This is a genomic window from Arthrobacter saudimassiliensis (genome assembly GCF_059090665.1).
This window is the reverse complement of record NZ_JBNHFX010000002.1, coordinates 392,456-410,664: the sequence shown is the minus strand read 5'-3', so window position 1 is coordinate 410,664 and position 18,209 is coordinate 392,456. Positions and strand designations below refer to the sequence as shown.

The window sequence follows — 18,209 nt, the reverse complement described above, 5'->3', positions numbered from 1 at the left end:
GCGCCCGGATCAGATGTTGAAGCCCAGGGCCCGCATCTGGTCGCGGCCGTCGTCGGTGATCTTTTCCGGACCCCACGGCGGCATCCACACCCAGTTCAGCCGCCACTCGTCGACGACGCCGTCCAGCGCCTGGCCGGTCTGCTCCTCGATGACATCGGTGAGCGGGCACGCGGCGGTGGTGAGGGTCATGTCGATGAGCAGGGCGCCGTCGTCGGCGTACTTCAGCCCGTAGAGCAGACCGAGGTCGACGACGTTCACCCCCAGCTCGGGGTCGATGACGTCCTTGAGGGCTTCCTCGACGTCCTCCAGCGATGTGCGCGCGTCAGCGGTTTCGCTCATCATCTGCTCCTTAAGTAATCGGGACGGGACGGATCAGGCTCCGACGCCCACGAAGCGGTCGTAGCCTTCTTCTTCGAGGCGGTCGGCCAGCTCGGGGCCGCCCTGCTCGGCAATCCGGCCGTCAACGAAGACGTGCACGAAGTCCGGCTTGATGTAGCGCAGGATGCGCGTGTAGTGGGTGATGAGCAGGGTGCCCATGCCGCCCTTGGCGTGCTCGCGGTTCACACCCTCGGAGACGACCTTCAGCGCGTCGACGTCCAGGCCGGAGTCCGTCTCGTCCAGGATGGCGAACTTCGGGTGGAAGAGTTCCAGCTGCAGGATCTCCACGCGCTTCTTCTCACCGCCGGAGAAGCCCTCGTTGACGTTGCGGGCGGCGAAGTCGGCGTCGATGCGCAGGTCGCTCATGGCGGCCTTGACGTCCTTGGTCCAGGTGCGCAGCGAGGGGGCCTCGCCGTCGAGGGCGGTCTTGGCGGTGCGCAGGAAGTTGGTCATGGTCACGCCGGGGACCTCGACCGGGTACTGCATGGCCAGGAAGAGGCCAGCACGGGCACGCTCGTCGACGCTCATCTCCAGGACGTCTTCGCCGTCCAGGGTGATGGAACCGCTGTCGACGGTGTAGCGGGGGTGGCCGGCGATGGTGGCGGCCAGCGTGGACTTGCCGGAGCCGTTCGGGCCCATGATGGCGTGGGTTTCGCCGGTGTTGATCGTCAGGGTCACGCCCTTCAGGATCTGCTTCGAGCCCTGTTCGGTCTCGATGCTGACGTGGAGGTCCTTGATCTCAAGAGTAGACATGCGGTCTGCTTTCTCCTTTGCACCCTCTGGCGGATGCGTCTCTAAGCTGTGGGGTTCCGCGGACCGGGTGCGGGACCGGAGGGCCCGCACCCGGCGCGGAGGGTTCTGCGTGGCGCCGATCAGTTCTCGGAAGCGGCGAGCTCGCGCTCGACGGCCTCGGTGAGCCGCTCCTCGAGGGCGGGCACCTTGATCTGCTGGATGATCTCGTTGAGGAAGCCGCGGACCACCAGGCGGCGGGCAGCCTCCTCCGGGATGCCGCGGGCCATCAGGTAGAACAGGTGCTCGTCGTCGAAGCGGCCGGTGGCGCTGGCGTGGCCGGCACCCTCGATCAGGCCGGTCTCGATCTCCAGGTTCGGCACGGAGTCGGCGCGGCAGCCGTCGGTGAGCAGCAGGTTCCGGTTCACCTCGTAGGTGTCGGTCCCTTCGGCTTCCTTGCGGATCAGCACGTCGCCTACCCAGACGGTGTGCGCGTCCTTGCCCTGCAGGGCGCCCTTGTACAGGACGTTGGACTTGCAGTTGGGAACTGCGTGGTCCACGAACAGGCGCTGCTCCAGGTGCTGGCCGGCGTCGGCGTAGTACAGGCCGTAGAGCTCCACCTCGCCGCCGGGAGCGGTGAACCGCGCCGACGGAGTGATGCGGACCAGGTCGCCGCCCAGGCTGACGGCAACGTGCTTGAAGCGGGCGTCACGGCCCACCACGGCGTACTGCGCCGAGGCGTGCACGGCGTCGTCGGCCCAGTCCTGGACGGACACGACGGTCAGCTCGGCGTTGTCGCCGACGACGACCTCGACGTTCTGCGAGAGCACGCCGGTGCCGTTGTGGTCCAGGACCACGACGGCGCGCGAGTTGGCGCGGGCGTCGATCACCAGGTGCTGGGCGGCCGGGTCGGTGCCGGCGCCGGTCACCGTGAGGGTGACGCCGCCGTCGGCCGATACGCCTTCGGGGATGGTGATGACGGTGGCCTCGGTGAAGGCCTCCCACGCTGCGGCTGCGACCAGGTCCTCGGGGATGCCGGCGGAACCGATGCGGGCGTCGTCGCGTCCCACATGCTCCACCAGCACACCGTCGGGAGCGACGACGGCCAGCTCGGGCGCGGCGCCGTCGAGCGCCTTGGTGTGCAGGCCGCGCAGGCGCTTGAGCGGGGTGAACCGCCAGTCCTCCTCGCGGCCGGTCAGCTTGCCGAAGTCCGCCCGGTTGAAGGACGTCATCCGGCCGGCGCGGGAGCTGTCGGCCAGCCCCTCGCCGCCGCCGTGGCTGTGCGCCTTGGCGCTGTCGCCGCCCAGGACCTGGCGGGTTTCGTTCAGCGGCGAGAGGTCCTCGCCTTCCTCGGTGAATCCGTCAATGAGGACGCGGCGGTCCTGTCCGTCGGCTCCGATCCGTGCCTTGACGTCTTCCACTGCATTGGCGACCTTCTCGGTCACCGTTTCCACGACGTCGTTAAGCTTCGACATTAACCGACGGCTCCTTCCATCTGGAGTTCGATAAGGCGGTTCAGTTCAAGGGCGTATTCCATCGGCAGCTCGCGGGCGATCGGCTCGATGAAGCCGCGCACGATCATGGCCATGGCCTCGTCCTCGGGCATGCCGCGGGACATCAGGTAGAACAGCTGCTCCTCGCTGACGCGCGACACCGTGGCCTCGTGGCCCATGGTGACGTCATCCTCGCGGATGTCGACGTACGGGTACGTGTCGGAGCGGGAGATGTTGTCCACCAGCAGGGCGTCGCAGCGCACGGTGTTGGCCGAGTGCTTGGCGCCTTCGCGGACCTGGACCAGGCCGCGGTACGCGGCGCGGCCGCCGCCGCGGGCGACGGACTTGGAAATGATCGAGCTCTTGGTGTTCGGCGCGATGTGCACCATCTTCGAGCCGGTGTCCTGGTGCTGGCCCTCGCCGGCGAAGGCGATGGACAGGGTCTCGCCCCGGGCCTCCTCGCCGACCAGGTAGACGGCCGGGTACTTCATGGTGACCTTGGAGCCGATGTTGCCGTCGATCCATTCCATGGTGCCGCCGGCCTCGACCACGGCGCGCTTGGTCACCAGGTTGTAGACGTTGTTGGACCAGTTCTGGATGGTCGTGTAGCGGACGCGGGCGTTCTTCTTCACGACGATCTCGACGACGGCGGAGTGCAGCGAGTCCGAGGTGTAGATCGGCGCGGTGCAGCCTTCGATGTAGTGGACGTAGGAGTCCTCGTCGGCGATGATCAGCGTGCGCTCGAACTGGCCCATGTTTTCCGTGTTGATGCGGAAGTAGGCCTGCAGCGGGATCTCGACGTGAACGCCCTTGGGGACGTACACGAAGGAGCCGCCGGACCAAACGGCGGTGTTCAGCGAGCCGAACTTGTTGTCGCCGACCGGGATCACGGTGCCGAAGTACTCGCGGAAGATGTCCTCGTGTTCCTTCAGCGCGGTGTCGGTGTCCAGGAAGATGACACCCTGCGCCTCCAGGTCCTCGCGGATCTGGTGGTAGACGACCTCGGACTCGTACTGGGCGGCGACGCCGGCGACGAGGCGGTTCCGCTCAGCCTCCGGGATGCCCAGCTTCTCGTAGGTGTTGCGGATGTCCTCGGGCAGTTCCTCCCAGGAAGCGGCCTGCTTCTCGGTGGAGCGCACGAAGTACTTGATGTTGTCGAAGTCGATGCCGGAGAGGTCTGCACCCCAGGTCGGCATGGGCTTGCGGTCGAAGTACTTCAGGCCCTTCAGGCGCAGGTCGAGCATCCATTCCGGCTCGCTCTTCTTGGCCGAGATGTCCCGGACAACGTCCTCGCTGAGCCCGCGGCGGGCGGAGGAGCCGGCGACGTCGGAGTCGGCCCAGCCGTACTCGTAGGTGCCGATCCCCTCAAGTTCGGGGTTCCTTTCGAGGATGTCCGAAATCACTGTCTGGGGCACCGACTCCGGCACCGCTGACTTTCGGGTTACTTGATCCGTCATCACGGCCTTTCTTGCTGATGAGTGGATGAGGCTGTTATCGCTTCGGCCGGTGCCGGCGCGGGGGGCGCCGTGCGGGTGCGGCCGACGGGAATGTGGGTGGTGCAGACATGTCCGCCGCGGGAGAGCGTGGACAGGCGGCGGACGTCGACTCCCAGCAGGCGGGAGAACACCTCCGTCTCCTTGTCGCAGAACACGGGGTAGGAACTGGCCAGCGCCTGGATGGGGCAGTGCCCCTGGCACAGCTGCACGCTCAGCAGGGTGCTGGGAGTGCGGGCCGTGCCGATCATCGTGGTGGATCCCACGAAGCCGTCCTTGGTCAGTTCAGCGGCCAGCGCCTCCGCGCGGTCCTCGACTGCCGGGCCGGCGGCCTCCACCGCCGGGCGGTACTTCTCCTCCAGGGCCTCGAAGCGGTCGGCGGCGAAACGCGCCACCGCTTCCGGGCCCAGGGCATCCCCCAGCTGGCGGAGCGCTTCAACCGCGATGTCCAGGTAGTCGTTGCCCAGATACGCCTGGCCCTGGGGGCTCAGCACGTATCGGCGCGCGGGCCGGCCCGCACCGGAGGAGGTGCCGCCTACGCGCTTGACCTGGATCAGTCCCGTCCCGGACAGCGCGTCCAGGTGGCGGCGGACCGCTGCGGGCGTGAAGCCCAGCAGTTCACCGAGTTCCGCGGCGCTGACCGGGCCGTGCTCCAGTACGGCACCCAGGACACGGTCTCGGGTGCGCTGCTCTGATTCGCGGGCGGTCACGGTCTTGTTCACCGCCTTCTTCTGGCCGGTTTTGCTCACGGAATACACAACACAATCATGACCTAATCTGTTCCGGCGATCTACTAAGGTCAGGCTTCCCACCTGTTTCGGCGCGGTTTGCGGCCACCCGGAACCGGGTACTACGTAACGTAGAATATCCGGGTGTCCACTGCTGATTACTGCCTGACCATCGAGGGCCTGGTCAAAGACCTGGGCCCCGTGAACGGGCTCGACGGGAAGATGATACGTGTCATCGCCGACGTCGACTTCGCCGCCCGCCCCGGCCAGGTGACCGCCCTTCTGGGCACCAACGGAGCCGGCAAGACCACCACCCTGGCCTGCGCGCAGGGCCTCATGCCGGCCGACGGCGGCACCGTGCGCCTGCTGGGCGAGGATCCCTGGAACGCGGGCGCCGACCTGCGCGCCCGCGTGGGAGTCATGCTGCAGGACGGCGGCCTCCCGCCGTCGGCGCGCCCGGTCGCCCTGCTGAAGCACCTCTCGCGGATGTACGTCTCCCCCCGGCCCGTTGAGGAGCTGGTCGAGCGGCTGGGCATCGGCAGCTTCGCCTCCACGGGCATCCGCCGGCTCTCCGGCGGGCAGAAGCAGCGTCTGGCGCTGGCCTGCGCGCTGGTGGGCAACCCGGAGGTCCTCTTCCTGGACGAGCCGAGCGCCGGACTGGACCCGCAGTCCCGCCAGATCGTCTTCGAGCTGATCCAGGAACTGCGCGACGAGGGCCTGGGCATCATCCTCACCACCCACCTGCTTGACGACGCGCAGCGGCTGGCCGACTACGTGTACATCATCGACGACGGCCGGACCGTGGCCCGCGGAACAGTGGCCGAACTCACGGCCGCCAGCGACGAAACCGCGCGCAGCCGCGTCCTGACCTTCACCGCCGAGCCCGGACTGGACCTGGCCGACGCCGGCCTCCCGCATCTTGAGTGCGGCGAAACGGCCGCCGGCCACTACACCGTTGCCGGCGGCATCCTCCCCGCCGACCTGGCCCGGCTCACCGCCTGGTGGGAACGCCGCGGCATCATGCCCCACTCGGTGCACCTGGCGTCCCGCACCCTTGAGGACGTGTTCCTCGAACTGTCCGGAAGGGACATCCGATGAGCGCCCCCGCTCCCCTTGCCACCAGGATCCTGCAGCAGGGCCGCTACGAGGCCATCACCATGCTGCGCAACGGCGAGCAGCTGATCCTCGCCGTCGTCCTGCCCATCCTTGCGCTGATCGGGCTCACCGTCACGCCGCTGCTGGACGGCTACGGCGCGTCCCGCATCGATATGGCCGTTCCGGGCGTGCTCGCCCTGTGCGCCATGTCCACCGCGTTCACCGGCCAGGGCATCGCCACCGGGTTCGACCGCCGCTACGGCGTCCTGCGCTACCTCTCCACCACGCCGCTGGGGCGCGGCGGGCTCATCGCGGGGAAGGCCATCGCCGTCGTCGCGGTCCTGATGATCCAGGTCGCGGTGATCACCGGCCTGGCCCTGTTCCTGAGCTGGCGGCCGGAACCGGCCGGCCTGCTGCCCGGCCTTGCGCTGCTGCTGCTCGGAGCGTTCGCCTTCACCGCCCTTGGGCTGCTGGTCGCCGGTACGGCCCGGCCGGAGGCTACGCTGGCGATCACCAACCTGCTGTGGATCCTGCTCGCCGCCGTCGGCGGGATCCTGATTCCGACCACCAACATGACCTCCGCCTGGACTCCCCTGGTGGAGCTGCTGCCCTCGGCGGCGCTGGGCGATGCACTGCGCAGCGCCCTGGTCGAGGCGCAGTTCAACCTGTCCGCCACGCTGATCCTGCTGGCGTGGGCAATCCTGGGCGGCCTGGCAGCCGTCCGCTGGTTCAAATGGAGTTAGTTCCCGTGTCCCAAACCCTGACCGGCCCAGCCGCCCGCCCCTCCGTCGCCGGCCGGCTCGTCATCGCCATGGCCGTTGCGTCGCTGGTGGCCAACATCGGCATCGTCGTCACCGGCGGCGCCGTCCGCCTGACCGCCTCCGGCCTGGGCTGCCCGGAGTGGCCGCTGTGCACCGCGGACTCGCTGGTCGCCACCCCCGAGATGGGCGTCCACGGCATCATCGAGTTCGGCAACCGCCTCCTGACCTTCGTGCTGACCGCCATCGCCTTCGGCACCGTGGCCTCCGTCTGGAAGCTCCGGCACGCGCGCCGGGACCTCTGGTGGCTGTCCATCGGCCTGCTGGCCGGCATCCCGGCCCAGGCCTTCATCGGCGGCATTACGGTGTGGACCGGGCTGAACCCGTGGGTGGTGGGCCTGCACTTCATCGTGTCGATGATCCTGATCGTGTCCGCCACGGTGATGGTCAACCGTGCACGGCTCGGCGAAGCACAGCTGGCGGCACAGGACGGGCCGCTGGCGCCGTCCGCCATGCGTCCGCTGCTCTGGGCGATCGGCGTGCTGTCGGCGATCGCAGTGGTGCTCGGCGTGATCGTCACCGGCTCCGGCCCGCACGCGGGTGACCACGGCGCGGCCCGGAACGGACTGGATCCCGATCTGTGGACGCGCATCCACGTGGTTCCCGTCTACCTGCTGGTCTTCGCGATCGCCGTGGCCCTGTACCTTGCCTGGCGGCGGCCGGCGGACGCGCGCCTGCGCCGTGCGCTGGTGCTGATGACGGCCGTGACGCTGCTGCAGGCCGTCATCGGCTACGTGCAGCACTTCCTCGCGCTGCCGATCGTCCTGGTGGCCCTGCACATGCTGGGCGCGTCGCTGCTGACCGCCGCCGCCGCGCACCTGGTGTTCACCGGGGTCGCGCGCCGGATCCCGGACCGGGCCGGGGCGGAAGCCGGGAAGGCAGCCGCCCGGTAGCCGCCGGACCGCTGCTGCGGAGTTTTTTGGCAGGAGGGCCGGCCCCCGAGGGGGCGGCCCTCCTGCCGTTTAAGTTAAGGCCGGCTTCCGCATCCGCCGATGGAAAGTCCTTGCCAGTCTGGAAAGTAGTTGCTTCACCGGAACCCGGCGTCCGGGCCCCGGATCCCGCCGTTCCCACCTTCCCAGGAGCATCGATGGCATTCACCGATCCGCCCCCGACCCCGAACCAGGCGCGAAACCAGCTGGCCGCAGCCGGTTCCCGAACTCCCGCCAGACCGCAGGACCGGCGCATCTACGCTGCAGCCACCGCCGTGCTCGGCTTGGTCATGGGCGTCAACGCGGTGGCGAGGCCGACCCTGGGGGTCGGCATGTTCCTGACCTGGACGGCCTTCACCTTCCTGCTCTTCCTCGCCGGAATCTGGCTTGTGCAGCGCCGGACCCGCTCGGTGCCCCGCCATGCCTGGAGGTGGGTCGGGGCCGGATACCTCACATCGTTCCTGGTGGGCCTCTGGGTGGTGTCACCCATGCTGAACCGGGTGCTGCTGGATGCGTCGGAGATCGGACCGGCGCTGGCGACGGGGGCCTGGGCCCTGACGGCAGCCCCCTGCATCCTGGCGGCTCTGATGATCCTGCGACCCGTACGGTGAGCGAAAACCCCGGCACCGGTGCACGCATCAGCCTTGATGAAGTCATCCATGCTCCGGTCCGGCTCAGCATCGCCGCGGCGCTGGCGCAGGTGGACGAGTCGGAGTTCGGACACCTGCGCGACCTCCTCGAGGTCTCGGACTCCGTGCTGTCCAAGCAGGCGGGACAGCTGGAAGCCGCCGGGTATCTGCGCATCCGCAAGGGGTACATCGGAAAGCGGCCGCGGACCTGGCTGTCCCTCACGCCGGACGGCCGGCGTGCCCTCACCCGGCACATCGCGGCGCTGCGTGCCATCGCCGAGGGGCTTGAGAACGGGCCCTGAGAAGCTGCCGCTTACCCGGCCCGCGCCATCGGCGGGGCGGGCGGTGACCCGGAAGGCCGGAAGCGGATCAGGCCAGGACGGCCGGGCCGATGAACGGATCGACCGCAAGGGCCAGGAACAGCACCGTGAGGTAGCTGATCGAAAGGTGGAAGACCTTCATGGCGGACTTGTCCGTCACCTCTTCGCGCTGGGCGCGGGCATGCAGCTTGTGCGACTCGGCGATAAACCAGATGCCGCTGAGCAGGGCGCCGAGGGTGTAGACCCAGCCGGCTCCGCCGACGGGAACCAGCAGAAGGGAGCAGGCCACGGTCGCGTAGGCATAGAGCACGACCTGCACGGACACCGTCTTGGCGCCGGCCACGGCGCCGAGCATCGGCACGCTGGCGTTGCGGTAGTCCTCGCCGTACTTCATGGACAGCGGCCAGTAATGCGGCGGCGTCCAAAGGAAGATGATCAGGAACAGGATGACGGCGGGCCACTCGACGCTGTTGGTGACCGCGGCCCAGGCGATCAGCACCGGCATGCAGCCGGCGATGCCGCCCCAGACGATGTTCTGGGTGGTGCGCCGCTTCAGGATCAGCGTGTAGAAGACCACGTAGAGCAGGATCGCGCCCAAACCGAGGGCGGCCGTCAGGAGGTTCGCTCCGGCCCAGAGAATGGCGATGGAGACCGCGCCGAGCGCCCAGGCGAAGACCAGCGCCTCGCGGGGAGTGACCTCCCCGGTCACCAGCGGGCGGTTCTTGGTGCGCCGCATCAGCCGGTCCATGTCCCGGTCCAGGTAGCAGTTGAACGCTCCGGCGCTGCCGGCGGCCAGGGCGCCGCCGACCATCGTCGCCAGGATCAGCATCAGCGGGGGCATCCCCCGCTCGGCGAAGATCATGGTCGGAAGGGTGGTCACCAGCAGGAGCTCGATGACGCGCGGCTTGGTCAGCGCAACATAGGCCCGCAGCTTACGGCCGGCCGTCATCTTCCCGGTGTACACCGGAATTTCGGCGGGGGCGTGCTGGGTAGTCACGGAGCTATCACTTGATCCTGTCTGGGCATGGGAAAGTCCGGAGTAATCATAACCTCTATCTCCTGTAGAAATCGAAGCCGCGCACGGCCCGGGCCCGGTCCGCCTCTTCCTTTGGCTTCGCATCGGGTAACCGGGGCTCCATTAGCGGTGCGGAATTGGCCCACGGCGGTGTGCTGCGGGATAAAGTGGGTAGCGATCCGCACCCCGGCCGCCGCTGTTCCGCGGCTGCCGGAACCGGCGCTGTCGCCGGCAAGCCACTACAGAGAGGGGCCCGGTCAACGTGCCGCAGATGGATGAGCAAGAACTGAGCTGGACCGAGCTGGACCGAAAAGCCGTGGACACCGTCCGCGTTCTCGCCGCCGATGCGGTGGAAAAGGTCGGCAACGGCCACCCCGGCACCGCCATGAGCCTGGCCCCCGCGGCCTATCTGCTGTTCCAGAAGCTCATGCGCCACGACCCCTCCGACCCGCAGTGGATCGGGCGTGACCGCTTCGTCCTCTCCCCCGGACACACCTCGCTCACCCTTTACGCACAGCTGTTCCTCTCGGGTTACGGCCTGGAGCTGGAGGACCTGAAGGCCCTGCGCACCTGGGGCTCCAAGACCCCCGGGCATCCTGAGTACCGCCACACCGACGGCGTGGAGATCACCACCGGGCCGCTGGGCCAGGGCCTGGCGACCTCGGTGGGCTTCGCCTACGCCCAGCGCCGGCTGCGCGGGCTGCTGGATCCCGAGGCTCCCGCGGGAACCAGCCCCTTCGACCACACCATCTGGGTGATCGCCTCCGACGGCGACCTGCAGGAGGGCGTCACCGCCGAGGCCTCCTCGCTGGCCGGACACCAGGAGCTGGGCAACCTCGTCGTCATCTACGACGAGAACCACATCTCCATCGAAGACGACACCGACATTGCCTTCACCGAGGACGTCCTGAAGCGCTACGAGGCTTACGGCTGGCACACCCAGCGCGTGGACTGGACCCGGACCGGGAACTACGTCGAGGACGTCGAAGAGCTCCACCGCGCCCTGAAGGCCGCCCAGGCCGAGACCAGCCGGCCCTCCATCATTTCCCTGCGCACCATCATCGGCTGGCCGGCGCCGAACAAGCAGAACACCGGCAAGATCCACGGCTCCGCCCTCGGCGGCAGCGAGGTGGCCGCGCTAAAGGAGGCGCTCGGCTTCGACCCGGAGCAGACCTTCGAAGTGGACGAGGCCGTGCTCGCGCACGCCCGCCAGGTGGCCGAACGGGGCCGCAGCGCCCGCCGGGCCTGGGAGGAAAGCTTCACCCGCTGGCGCGACGCCAACCCGGAAGGCGCAGCCATCCTGGACCGGCTGCAGAACCGCACCCTGCCCGAGGGCTGGGAGCAGGCGCTGCCCGCCTTCGAGGCCGGCAAGGACATGTCCACCCGCGCGGCCTCCGGCAAGGTCCTCAACGCCATCGGCCCGGTGCTGCCGGAACTGTGGGGCGGCTCCGCCGACCTCGCCGAGTCGAACAACACCACGATCGAAGGTGCTCCCTCCTTCGTGCCCGCGGGGAAGCAGACGTCCGCCTGGTCCGGCAACCCCTACGGACGGGTCCTGCACTTCGGCATCCGCGAACACGCGGCCGCGGCCATCGTCAACGGCATCACGATGCACAGCAACACCCGCGCCTTCGCCGGCACCTTCCTCATCTTCAGCGACTACCAGCGCCCGGCCATCCGCCTCGGCGCCCTGATGGGCGTGCCCTCCATCTACGTGTGGACGCACGACTCCATCGGCCTCGGTGAAGACGGCCCGACCCACCAGCCGGTCGAGCAGCTGGCCTCCCTGCGCGCCATCCCGGGGCTCGACGTCGTCCGCCCGGCCGACGCGAACGAGGTCGCCGCCGCCTGGCAGGCCATCCTGGAGAACACCGAGCACCCGGCCGGCATCGTGCTGACCCGCCAGAACGTGCCCACCTTCGCCCGCGGCGAAGGCGGCGCCACGGCCGACGCCTTCGGCTCCGCGGCCGGCACCGCCCGAGGCGGATACGTCCTCGCGGAGGCCGTCCGCGACGGCGCCGTCGTGAGCCCGGACGTCATCCTCATCGGCACCGGCTCCGAGGTGCAGCTGGCCGTCGAGGCCCGCTCCGAGCTCATGGCCGAGGGCATCGCCGCCCGCGTCGTGTCGATGCCCAGCATCGAATGGTTCAACCGCCAGGACGACGCCTACCGCGAGTCCGTGCTGCCCGGCGGGGTGAAGGCCCGCGTTTCGGTCGAGGCCGGCATCGCGCAGAGCTGGCGCGAACTCGTCGGCGACGCCGGCCGGACGATCTCCCTCGAGCACTACGGCGCGTCCGCCGACTACCGCACCCTGTTCCGCGAGTTCGGCATCACCTCGGAGGCGGTCGCCGCGGCCGCCCGCGAATCGCTCAGCGCCGTCCGCGGCGGTGACACGGCCCCCGACGCCACCCAGGCTGCCACCGGGGCCGAATCCACCCGCACCGGCGACCAGCAGTAAAGCCCATCAGAAGGAGCTGTCCCATGACTTCCAACACCGCCCGGCTCGCCGAAGCCGGCGTGTCCATCTGGCTCGATGACCTTTCCCGGGAACGCATTGTCTCCGGGTCCCTGAAGCAGCTGATCGAAGAGCGCAACGTGGTTGGCGTGACCACCAATCCGAGCATCTTCGCCGCGGCCCTGGCCAACGGCGAGTCCTACGCGCCGCAGGTGCAGCAGCTCGCCGCCGGCGGCGCCGACGTCGACAAGGCGGTCTTCGAGATCACCACCGACGACGTCATCCAGGCCTGCGACATCTTCGCCCCCGTGTTCCAGGCAAGCGGCGGCGAAGACGGGCGCGTCTCCATCGAGGTCGACCCGCGGCTCTCCCGGGACACCCAGGGCACCGTCAATGAGGCCAAGGAGCTGGCCCAGAAGATCGGCCGCAGCAACGTGCTGATCAAGATTCCCGCGACGCAGGAAGGCCTGCCCGCCATTGCCGCGGTCCTGGCCGAAGGCATCAGCGTCAACGTGACGCTGATCTTCTCCCTGGAGCGCTACCGCGAGGTCATCAACGCGTTTATGACCGGCCTGGAGCAGGCCCGCGACAACGGGCACGACCTGCGCACCATCCACTCCGTCGCTTCGTTCTTCGTCTCCCGGGTGGACACCGAGGTGGACCGCCGGCTTGACGCCATCGGCACCGACGAGGCCAAGGCGCTCAAGGGCCAGGCCGGGCTGGCGAACGCCCGCCTGGCCTACCAGGTGTTCGAGGAGCAGTTCGACACCGAGCGCTGGCAGGTGCTGGCCGCCGCCGGCGGCAACGCACAGCGGCCGCTCTGGGCCTCCACCGGCGTCAAGGACCCGAATCTGCCGGATACCCTCTACGTCACCGGACTCGTGGCCGGCTCCGTCGTCAACACCATGCCGGAGAAGACGCTGGAGGCCGTGTTCGACCACGGCGAGGTCACCGGCGACACCATCACCGGCACCTACGAGGAATCCGCGGCCCTGCTGGACCGGCTTGAGACCGTGGGCGTGTCCTATGCGGACGTGGTTGAGCTGCTGGAAACCGAGGGCCTGGACAAGTTCGTCGTCAGCTGGGGCGAACTGCTCGAAACCGTGCAGGGCGCCCTCGACGCCGCCGCCGAACCGAAGGAGGGCTAGCACCCGATGGGCACCCTGTCGTTCGAAGCCGCCGGAGCTGCGGCCGCCGCCGTCGAGGCGCACGTACCCGCGCTGGTGCGCGACCAGGTCGCCGGGCGCCTGATGTCCGCCGATGCCACCCTCTGGGGTCCCGACGCCGAGCCGGAGGCCTCGATCCGCCTCGGCTGGACGGATCCGGGCCCTGCCTCGCGGCCGCTGCTCGCGCAGATCACCGAACTGCGCGGCGCTCTGGCCGCCGAGGGGATCACCCGCGTGGTCCTGGCCGGCATGGGCGGTTCGTCCCTGGCGCCGGAGGTCATCACCCGGGCCGCCGGGGTGCCGCTGACCGTGCTGGACTCCACTGATCCCGACGCCGTGCGTGCCGCCCTGGCCGACAACCTGGCAGGGACCGTCATCGTGGTGTCCTCCAAGTCGGGTTCCACCGTGGAGACCGACTCCCAGCGCCGGGTTTTTGAGCAGGCCTTTACGGATGCCGGCCTCGACGCTGCCTCCCGCATCGTGGTCGTGACCGACCCCGGTTCTCCGCTGGACGAGGCCGCGCGCGCCGCCGGCTACCGTGCCGTCTTTAACGCCGACCCCAACGTGGGCGGCCGCTACTCGGCCCTCACCGCCTTCGGGCTGGTCCCCGCCGGGCTCGCCGGCGCCGACATCGAGGGGCTGCTGGACGACGCCGAGGAAGCAGGAGAGGTGCTGCGCGACGACGCCGAGGACAACATCGGGCTGCAGCTCGGTGCCGCCCTGGGCGGCACCGATCCGCTGCGCAACAAGATCGTCATCGTCGATGACGGCTCCGGCCTGCCCGGGTTCGGCGACTGGGCCGAACAGCTCATCGCCGAGTCCACCGGCAAGCTGGGCCGCGGGCTGCTGCCCGTGGTGGTGGAGCCGGGGGCCCCCGAGCTGGCCGCCGACGCCGCCGATGTGCTGGCGGTGCGGCTCGCCCCCGTGGACGCCGATACCGCCCTGACGGGCAACGCCGTCCAGGTGGCCGGCAGCCTCGGCGGCCAGATGATGCTCTGGGAGTTCGCCACCGCGGTCGCAGGCCGGCTGCTGGGCATCAACCCGTTCGACCAGCCCGACGTCGAAGCGGCAAAGAAGGCTGCCCGCGGCCTGCTGGACGCGCAGCCGGCACCGGAGCTGCCCACCTTCGTGGACGGCGCCGTCGAGGTCCGGGCCGACGCCGGCCTGCTCAACGGAACCACCACGCTGCGCGGCGCCCTGCAGGCGCTGCTGGCCGCGCTGCCTGAGGACGGCTACCTCAGCGTCCAGGCCTACCTGGACCGCGCAGAGCAGGCAGGGCTGGAAGCGGTCCGTCCGCTGCTCGCCGGCCTGTGCGGCCGCCCGGTGACCTTTGGCTGGGGCCCGCGCTTCCTGCACTCCACCGGCCAGTTCCACAAGGGCGGCCCGGCGCAGGGCGTGTTCCTGCAGATCACCGGCACGCCGGCGGAGGACCAGGCCATTCCCGGCCGGCCGTTCACCTTCGGTGAGCTCATCCAGGCCCAGGCCGCCGGCGACGCCCAGGTGCTCGCCGACCACGGGCGCCCGGTGCTGCGCCTGAACCTCATCAACCGGGCCGACGGCTCCTCCGAACTGGAGAACGTCGTTCGGGCCATGGCACGGGACGGCAAGCGGTAGATGGCGGCATCGACAGGCGGCGGGTCCAACCCGCTGCGGGACCCCCGCGACCGGCGGCTGAGCCGGATCGCGGGGCCCTCGGCCCTGGTGATCTTCGGCGTGACCGGAGACCTGGCCCGCAAGAAGCTCATTCCGGCGGTCTACGACCTCGCCAACCGCGGCCTGCTGCCGCCCAGCTTCTCGCTGGTCGGTTTCGGCCGCCGCGACTGGGACGATGAACGCTTCGTGGCCGAGGTGCGCGCCGCCGTCGAGGACGGCGCCCGCACCGAGTTCAACGAGGGCGTCTGGGAGCAGCTGGCCGACGGCATCCGCTTTGTCCGCGGCGGGTTCGACGACGGCGCGGCGTTCGAACAGCTGCGGCGCACCCTCGAGGACCTGGACGAAACCCGGGGCACCTGCGGCAACTACGCGTTCTACCTTTCGGTCCCCCCGAAGAGCTTTGAGCAGGTCTGCCAGCAGCTCTCCGAGCACGGGCTGGCCCAGGCCGACGACGACGCGTGGCGGCGGGTGGTCATCGAGAAGCCCTTCGGCCACGACCTGCGCTCGGCACGGGAGCTGAACGCCGTGGTCGAGTCCGTCTTCCCCGCGGATTCGGTCTTCCGCATCGACCACTACCTGGGCAAGGAGACGGTCCAGAACATCCTGGCCCTGCGGTTCGCGAACCAGCTGTTCGAACCGATCTGGAACGCCAACTACGTGGACCACGTGCAGATCACCATGGCCGAGGACATCGGCATCGGCGGCCGCGCGGGCTACTACGACGGCGTGGGCGCGGCCCGCGACGTCATCCAGAACCATCTGCTGCAGCTGCTCGCGCTCACCGCGATGGAGGAGCCGATTTCCTTCGACGCCGAGCACCTGCGGGCGGAGAAGGAAAAGGTGCTGGCCGCCGTCCGGCTCCCCGAGGACCTGTCCACCCATTCGGCACGCGGGCAGTACGCCGGAGGCTGGCAGGGCGGCGAGAAGGTCAGCGGCTTCCTGGAGGAGGAAGGGTTCAACCCCGATTCCACCACCGAGACGTTCGCCGCGCTGCGCCTGGACATCAACACCCGCCGCTGGGCCGGGGCCCCGTTCTACCTGCGGGCCGGCAAACGGCTGGGGCGGCGCGTGACGGAGATCGCCGTGGTCTTCAAGCGCACGCCCAACCTGCTGTTCCGGGACCACAACGGAGACGACTTCGGCCAGAACGCCGTCGTCATCCGGGTCCAGCCGGATGAGGGCGCCACCATCCGGTTCGGGTCCAAGGTGCCCGGCACGCAGATGGAGGTCCGGGACGTGTCGATGGACTTCGGGTACGGACATGCGTTCACCGAATCCAGCCCGGAGGCCTACGAGCGGCTGATCCTCGACGTCCTGCTCGGCGAGCCCCCGCTGTTCCCGCGCCACCAGGAGGTGGAGCTGTCCTGGAAGATCCTGGATCCGTTCGAGGAGTACTGGGCCTCGCTCGACACCCGGCCCGAGCCCTACGCCCCGGGCAGCTGGGGCCCCAAGTCGGCGCATGATCTGCTGGCGCGTGACGGAAGGACCTGGAGAAGGCCGTGATTGTCGAACTGCCCGATACGACGACCTCGAAGGTCTCGAAGAAGATCGTCGCCATGCGCGAACAGGGCGGCGTGGTCACCCTCGGCCGCGTGCTGACCCTGGTGGTGTCCACCAAGCCGGACTTCGTGGAGGAGGCCATCGCCGCCGCCAACGAAGCCAGCCGTGAGCATCCCTGCCGGATCATTGTCCTGGCCGAGGGCTCCCCTGAGGAAGCCACCCGGCTCGACGCCGAAATCCGGGTCGGCGGCGACGCCGGCGCGTCCGAGGTGATCGTCCTCAGCGGCCAGGGGGAACTGGCCGGAGAGAGCGAATCGATGGTCTCCGCCCTGCTGCTCCCGGACGCCCCGATCGTGGCCTGGTGGCCGCACGGCATCCCGGACAACCCGTCGCTGACGCCCCTGGGCCGGATCGCCCACCGCCGCATCACCGACGCCGGCAATGAACCGGATCCCCGGCAGGCCCTGCTCTCGCTCAGCGACAGCTACACGGCCGGGGACACCGACCTCAGCTGGACCCGCCTGACCAGCTGGCGCGGCCAGCTGGCCGCGGTGCTGGACCAGGCCGGCATGCCGCCGGTGACCGGCGCCCTTGTGGAAGGTGCCCCGGATTCGGCCAGCACCTATCTGATGGCCGCCTGGCTGGAGCATGCCCTGCAGGTTCCGGTGGAGATCGTCGCCGACCCCGAGGTGACCGGCCTGCGCCGGGTGCGGCTGCTCCACGCCGACGGCAGCGTGGAGCTGCACCGCCCCGGCGACACCATGGCCTTCCTGCACCAGCCGGGCCAGCCGAGGCAGCGGATTGCGCTGCCGCGGCGCAGCCTGCGGGACTGCCTGGCGGAGGAACTGCGCCGGCTGGACCCGGACGAGGTTTTCGGAGAAGTACTCACTGAGGGGCTGGCGAAGTGCCTGTCCCGGGAAGGGGCCACGCCGTGAGGAACACCCCCAAGGGCGTCAGCATCCACCCGGACTTCGACGCGCTGGCCGCAGCCGTCGCGGCACGGCTGATCACCAAGCTCATCGACGTCCAGAGCCGGCGCGGTGAGGCCACCGTGGTCCTGACCGGCGGGTCGCTGGGCATCGCCACGCTCGCAGCCGTGGCCTCGGCCCCGGCCCGCACCGCCGTCGACTGGCAGCGCGTGAACTTCTGGTGGGGTGATGAACGCTTCGTGCCCGCCGACGATCCCCAGCGTAACGCCCGCCAGGCGCAGGAGGCCATGCTCGGCCTGCTTCCGGTGGATCCGGCCCGGGTCCACCCGGTTCCCGCCGCCGGTGAGGCCGCCGACGTCGACGCCGCGGCGCAGGACTATGCGCGGGCGCTGTCCGCCGCCGCTGCCGCGGAGGAGCTCGCGCCTGGCTTCGACGAGGTGGATCCGCGGCTGCCGCGGTTCGACGTGCTGCTGCTGGGCGTCGGTCCCGACGCCCACGTGGCCTCCCTGTTTCCCGAGACCGCCGGCGCCCGCACCGTCGGTGCCACCACCGTCGCGGTGCACAACGCCCCCAAGCCGCCGCCGGAGCGGGTCTCCCTCACCATGGAGGCGATCAACACGGCCGACGAGGTGTGGCTGGCCGTGGCGGGAGAGGACAAGGCCGGTGCCGTCGGCCTGGCGCTGGCCGGGGCCGGGCCCGTGCAGGTACCGGCGGCCGGGCCCTCCGGCCGCAGCCGGACCCGCTGGCTGATTGACCAGGCCGCAGCCTCGAAGCTGCCTGAGCGGCTGTTCGAGCAGCACCAGCTGGAAGGCTGAGCTGCCCGGTCCCCCGCGCTGCGCCGCAGGCTTAAACAGGAAATCCCGCTCCGATCCGGAGCGG

General features: G+C 69.7%; 17 protein-coding genes. 11 read left to right on the top strand and 6 right to left on the bottom strand.

Annotated features, from left to right (window positions below):
* Positions 1 to 9 precede the first annotated feature (9 nt).
* The 5 genes from AC5RV6_RS09065 to AC5RV6_RS09045 all read right to left on the bottom strand — a co-directional run bounded on the left by AC5RV6_RS09065 (position 10) and on the right by AC5RV6_RS09045 (position 4,851).
* On the bottom strand, positions 10 to 339 hold the full coding sequence (locus tag AC5RV6_RS09065; RefSeq protein ID WP_494006977.1) for a metal-sulfur cluster assembly factor: 330 nt from the start codon (positions 337 to 339) through the stop codon (positions 10 to 12).
* Between the two features lie 33 nt (positions 340 to 372).
* Positions 373 to 1,131, bottom strand: coding sequence for a Fe-S cluster assembly ATPase SufC (gene sufC, locus AC5RV6_RS09060; protein WP_494006976.1), 759 nt, complete (start codon positions 1,129 to 1,131; stop codon positions 373 to 375).
* Between the two features lie 119 nt (positions 1,132 to 1,250).
* Positions 1,251 to 2,582: a Fe-S cluster assembly protein SufD gene (gene sufD / locus AC5RV6_RS09055; protein ID WP_494006975.1), complete on the bottom strand. Its 1,332-nt coding sequence runs from the start codon at positions 2,580 to 2,582 to the stop codon at positions 1,251 to 1,253.
* Positions 2,582 to 4,057: a Fe-S cluster assembly protein SufB gene (sufB, locus tag AC5RV6_RS09050; RefSeq protein ID WP_494006974.1), complete on the bottom strand. Its 1,476-nt coding sequence runs from the start codon at positions 4,055 to 4,057 to the stop codon at positions 2,582 to 2,584. Before sufB ends, sufD begins: the two co-directional genes overlap by 1 nt.
* Entirely contained in the window at positions 4,057 to 4,851 is a 795-nt protein-coding gene (locus AC5RV6_RS09045; RefSeq protein WP_494006973.1) for a helix-turn-helix transcriptional regulator, read from the bottom strand. Before AC5RV6_RS09045 ends, sufB begins: the two co-directional genes overlap by 1 nt.
* 192 nt (positions 4,852 to 5,043) lie before the next feature.
* Here AC5RV6_RS09045 and AC5RV6_RS09040 point away from each other — a divergent pair, with 192 nt between their 5' ends.
* The 5 genes from AC5RV6_RS09040 (at position 5,044) to AC5RV6_RS09020 (ending at position 8,594) form a co-directional block, all read left to right on the top strand.
* Positions 5,044 to 5,919 carry an ABC transporter ATP-binding protein gene (locus AC5RV6_RS09040; protein WP_494007387.1) on the top strand — a complete coding sequence of 292 codons (876 nt, stop codon included), beginning with the start codon at positions 5,044 to 5,046 and terminating at the stop codon, positions 5,917 to 5,919.
* Positions 5,916 to 6,659, top strand: coding sequence for an ABC transporter permease (locus AC5RV6_RS09035; protein ID WP_494006972.1), 744 nt, complete (start codon positions 5,916 to 5,918; stop codon positions 6,657 to 6,659). Before AC5RV6_RS09040 ends, AC5RV6_RS09035 begins: the two co-directional genes overlap by 4 nt.
* 68 nt (positions 6,660 to 6,727) lie before the next feature.
* Entirely contained in the window at positions 6,728 to 7,627 is a 900-nt protein-coding gene (locus AC5RV6_RS09030) for a COX15/CtaA family protein (RefSeq protein WP_494007386.1), read from the top strand.
* Between the two features lie 194 nt (positions 7,628 to 7,821).
* A complete protein-coding gene (locus AC5RV6_RS09025) occupies positions 7,822 to 8,274 on the top strand; it encodes a hypothetical protein (protein ID WP_494006971.1) in 453 nt (150 codons plus the stop codon).
* Positions 8,271 to 8,594: a winged helix-turn-helix domain-containing protein gene (locus tag AC5RV6_RS09020; RefSeq protein WP_494006970.1), complete on the top strand. Its 324-nt coding sequence runs from the start codon at positions 8,271 to 8,273 to the stop codon at positions 8,592 to 8,594. Before AC5RV6_RS09025 ends, AC5RV6_RS09020 begins: the two co-directional genes overlap by 4 nt.
* A gap of 67 nt (positions 8,595 to 8,661) precedes the next feature.
* Here AC5RV6_RS09020 and AC5RV6_RS09015 read toward each other — a convergent pair whose 3' ends face one another.
* Positions 8,662 to 9,561: a heme o synthase gene (locus AC5RV6_RS09015; RefSeq protein ID WP_494007385.1), complete on the bottom strand. Its 900-nt coding sequence runs from the start codon at positions 9,559 to 9,561 to the stop codon at positions 8,662 to 8,664.
* Positions 9,562 to 9,898: 337 nt separating this feature from the next.
* Here AC5RV6_RS09015 and tkt point away from each other — a divergent pair, with 337 nt between their 5' ends.
* From tkt to pgl, 6 genes are read left to right on the top strand one after another with little or no spacing between them, the layout of a single operon-like run.
* Positions 9,899 to 12,085: a transketolase gene (tkt, locus tag AC5RV6_RS09010; RefSeq protein ID WP_494006969.1), complete on the top strand. Its 2,187-nt coding sequence runs from the start codon at positions 9,899 to 9,901 to the stop codon at positions 12,083 to 12,085.
* 23 nt (positions 12,086 to 12,108) lie between these two features.
* Positions 12,109 to 13,230, top strand: a complete 1,122-nt coding sequence (gene tal / locus AC5RV6_RS09005) for a transaldolase (RefSeq protein WP_494006968.1) — start codon at positions 12,109 to 12,111, stop codon at positions 13,228 to 13,230.
* A gap of 6 nt (positions 13,231 to 13,236) precedes the next feature.
* On the top strand, positions 13,237 to 14,862 hold the full coding sequence (locus tag AC5RV6_RS09000) for a phosphoglucose isomerase-related protein (protein WP_494006967.1): 1,626 nt from the start codon (positions 13,237 to 13,239) through the stop codon (positions 14,860 to 14,862).
* The gene (gene zwf / locus AC5RV6_RS08995) at positions 14,863 to 16,404 is read left to right on the top strand and encodes a glucose-6-phosphate dehydrogenase (protein WP_494006966.1); all 1,542 of its coding nucleotides are present in this window, start codon (positions 14,863 to 14,865) and stop codon (positions 16,402 to 16,404) included.
* Entirely contained in the window at positions 16,401 to 17,336 is a 936-nt protein-coding gene (locus AC5RV6_RS08990) for a glucose-6-phosphate dehydrogenase assembly protein OpcA (RefSeq protein WP_494006965.1), read from the top strand. Before zwf ends, AC5RV6_RS08990 begins: the two co-directional genes overlap by 4 nt.
* The gene (gene pgl / locus AC5RV6_RS08985) at positions 17,333 to 18,145 is read left to right on the top strand and encodes a 6-phosphogluconolactonase (protein WP_494006964.1); all 813 of its coding nucleotides are present in this window, start codon (positions 17,333 to 17,335) and stop codon (positions 18,143 to 18,145) included. Before AC5RV6_RS08990 ends, pgl begins: the two co-directional genes overlap by 4 nt.
* The last annotated feature ends 64 nt before the right edge of the window (positions 18,146 to 18,209 follow it).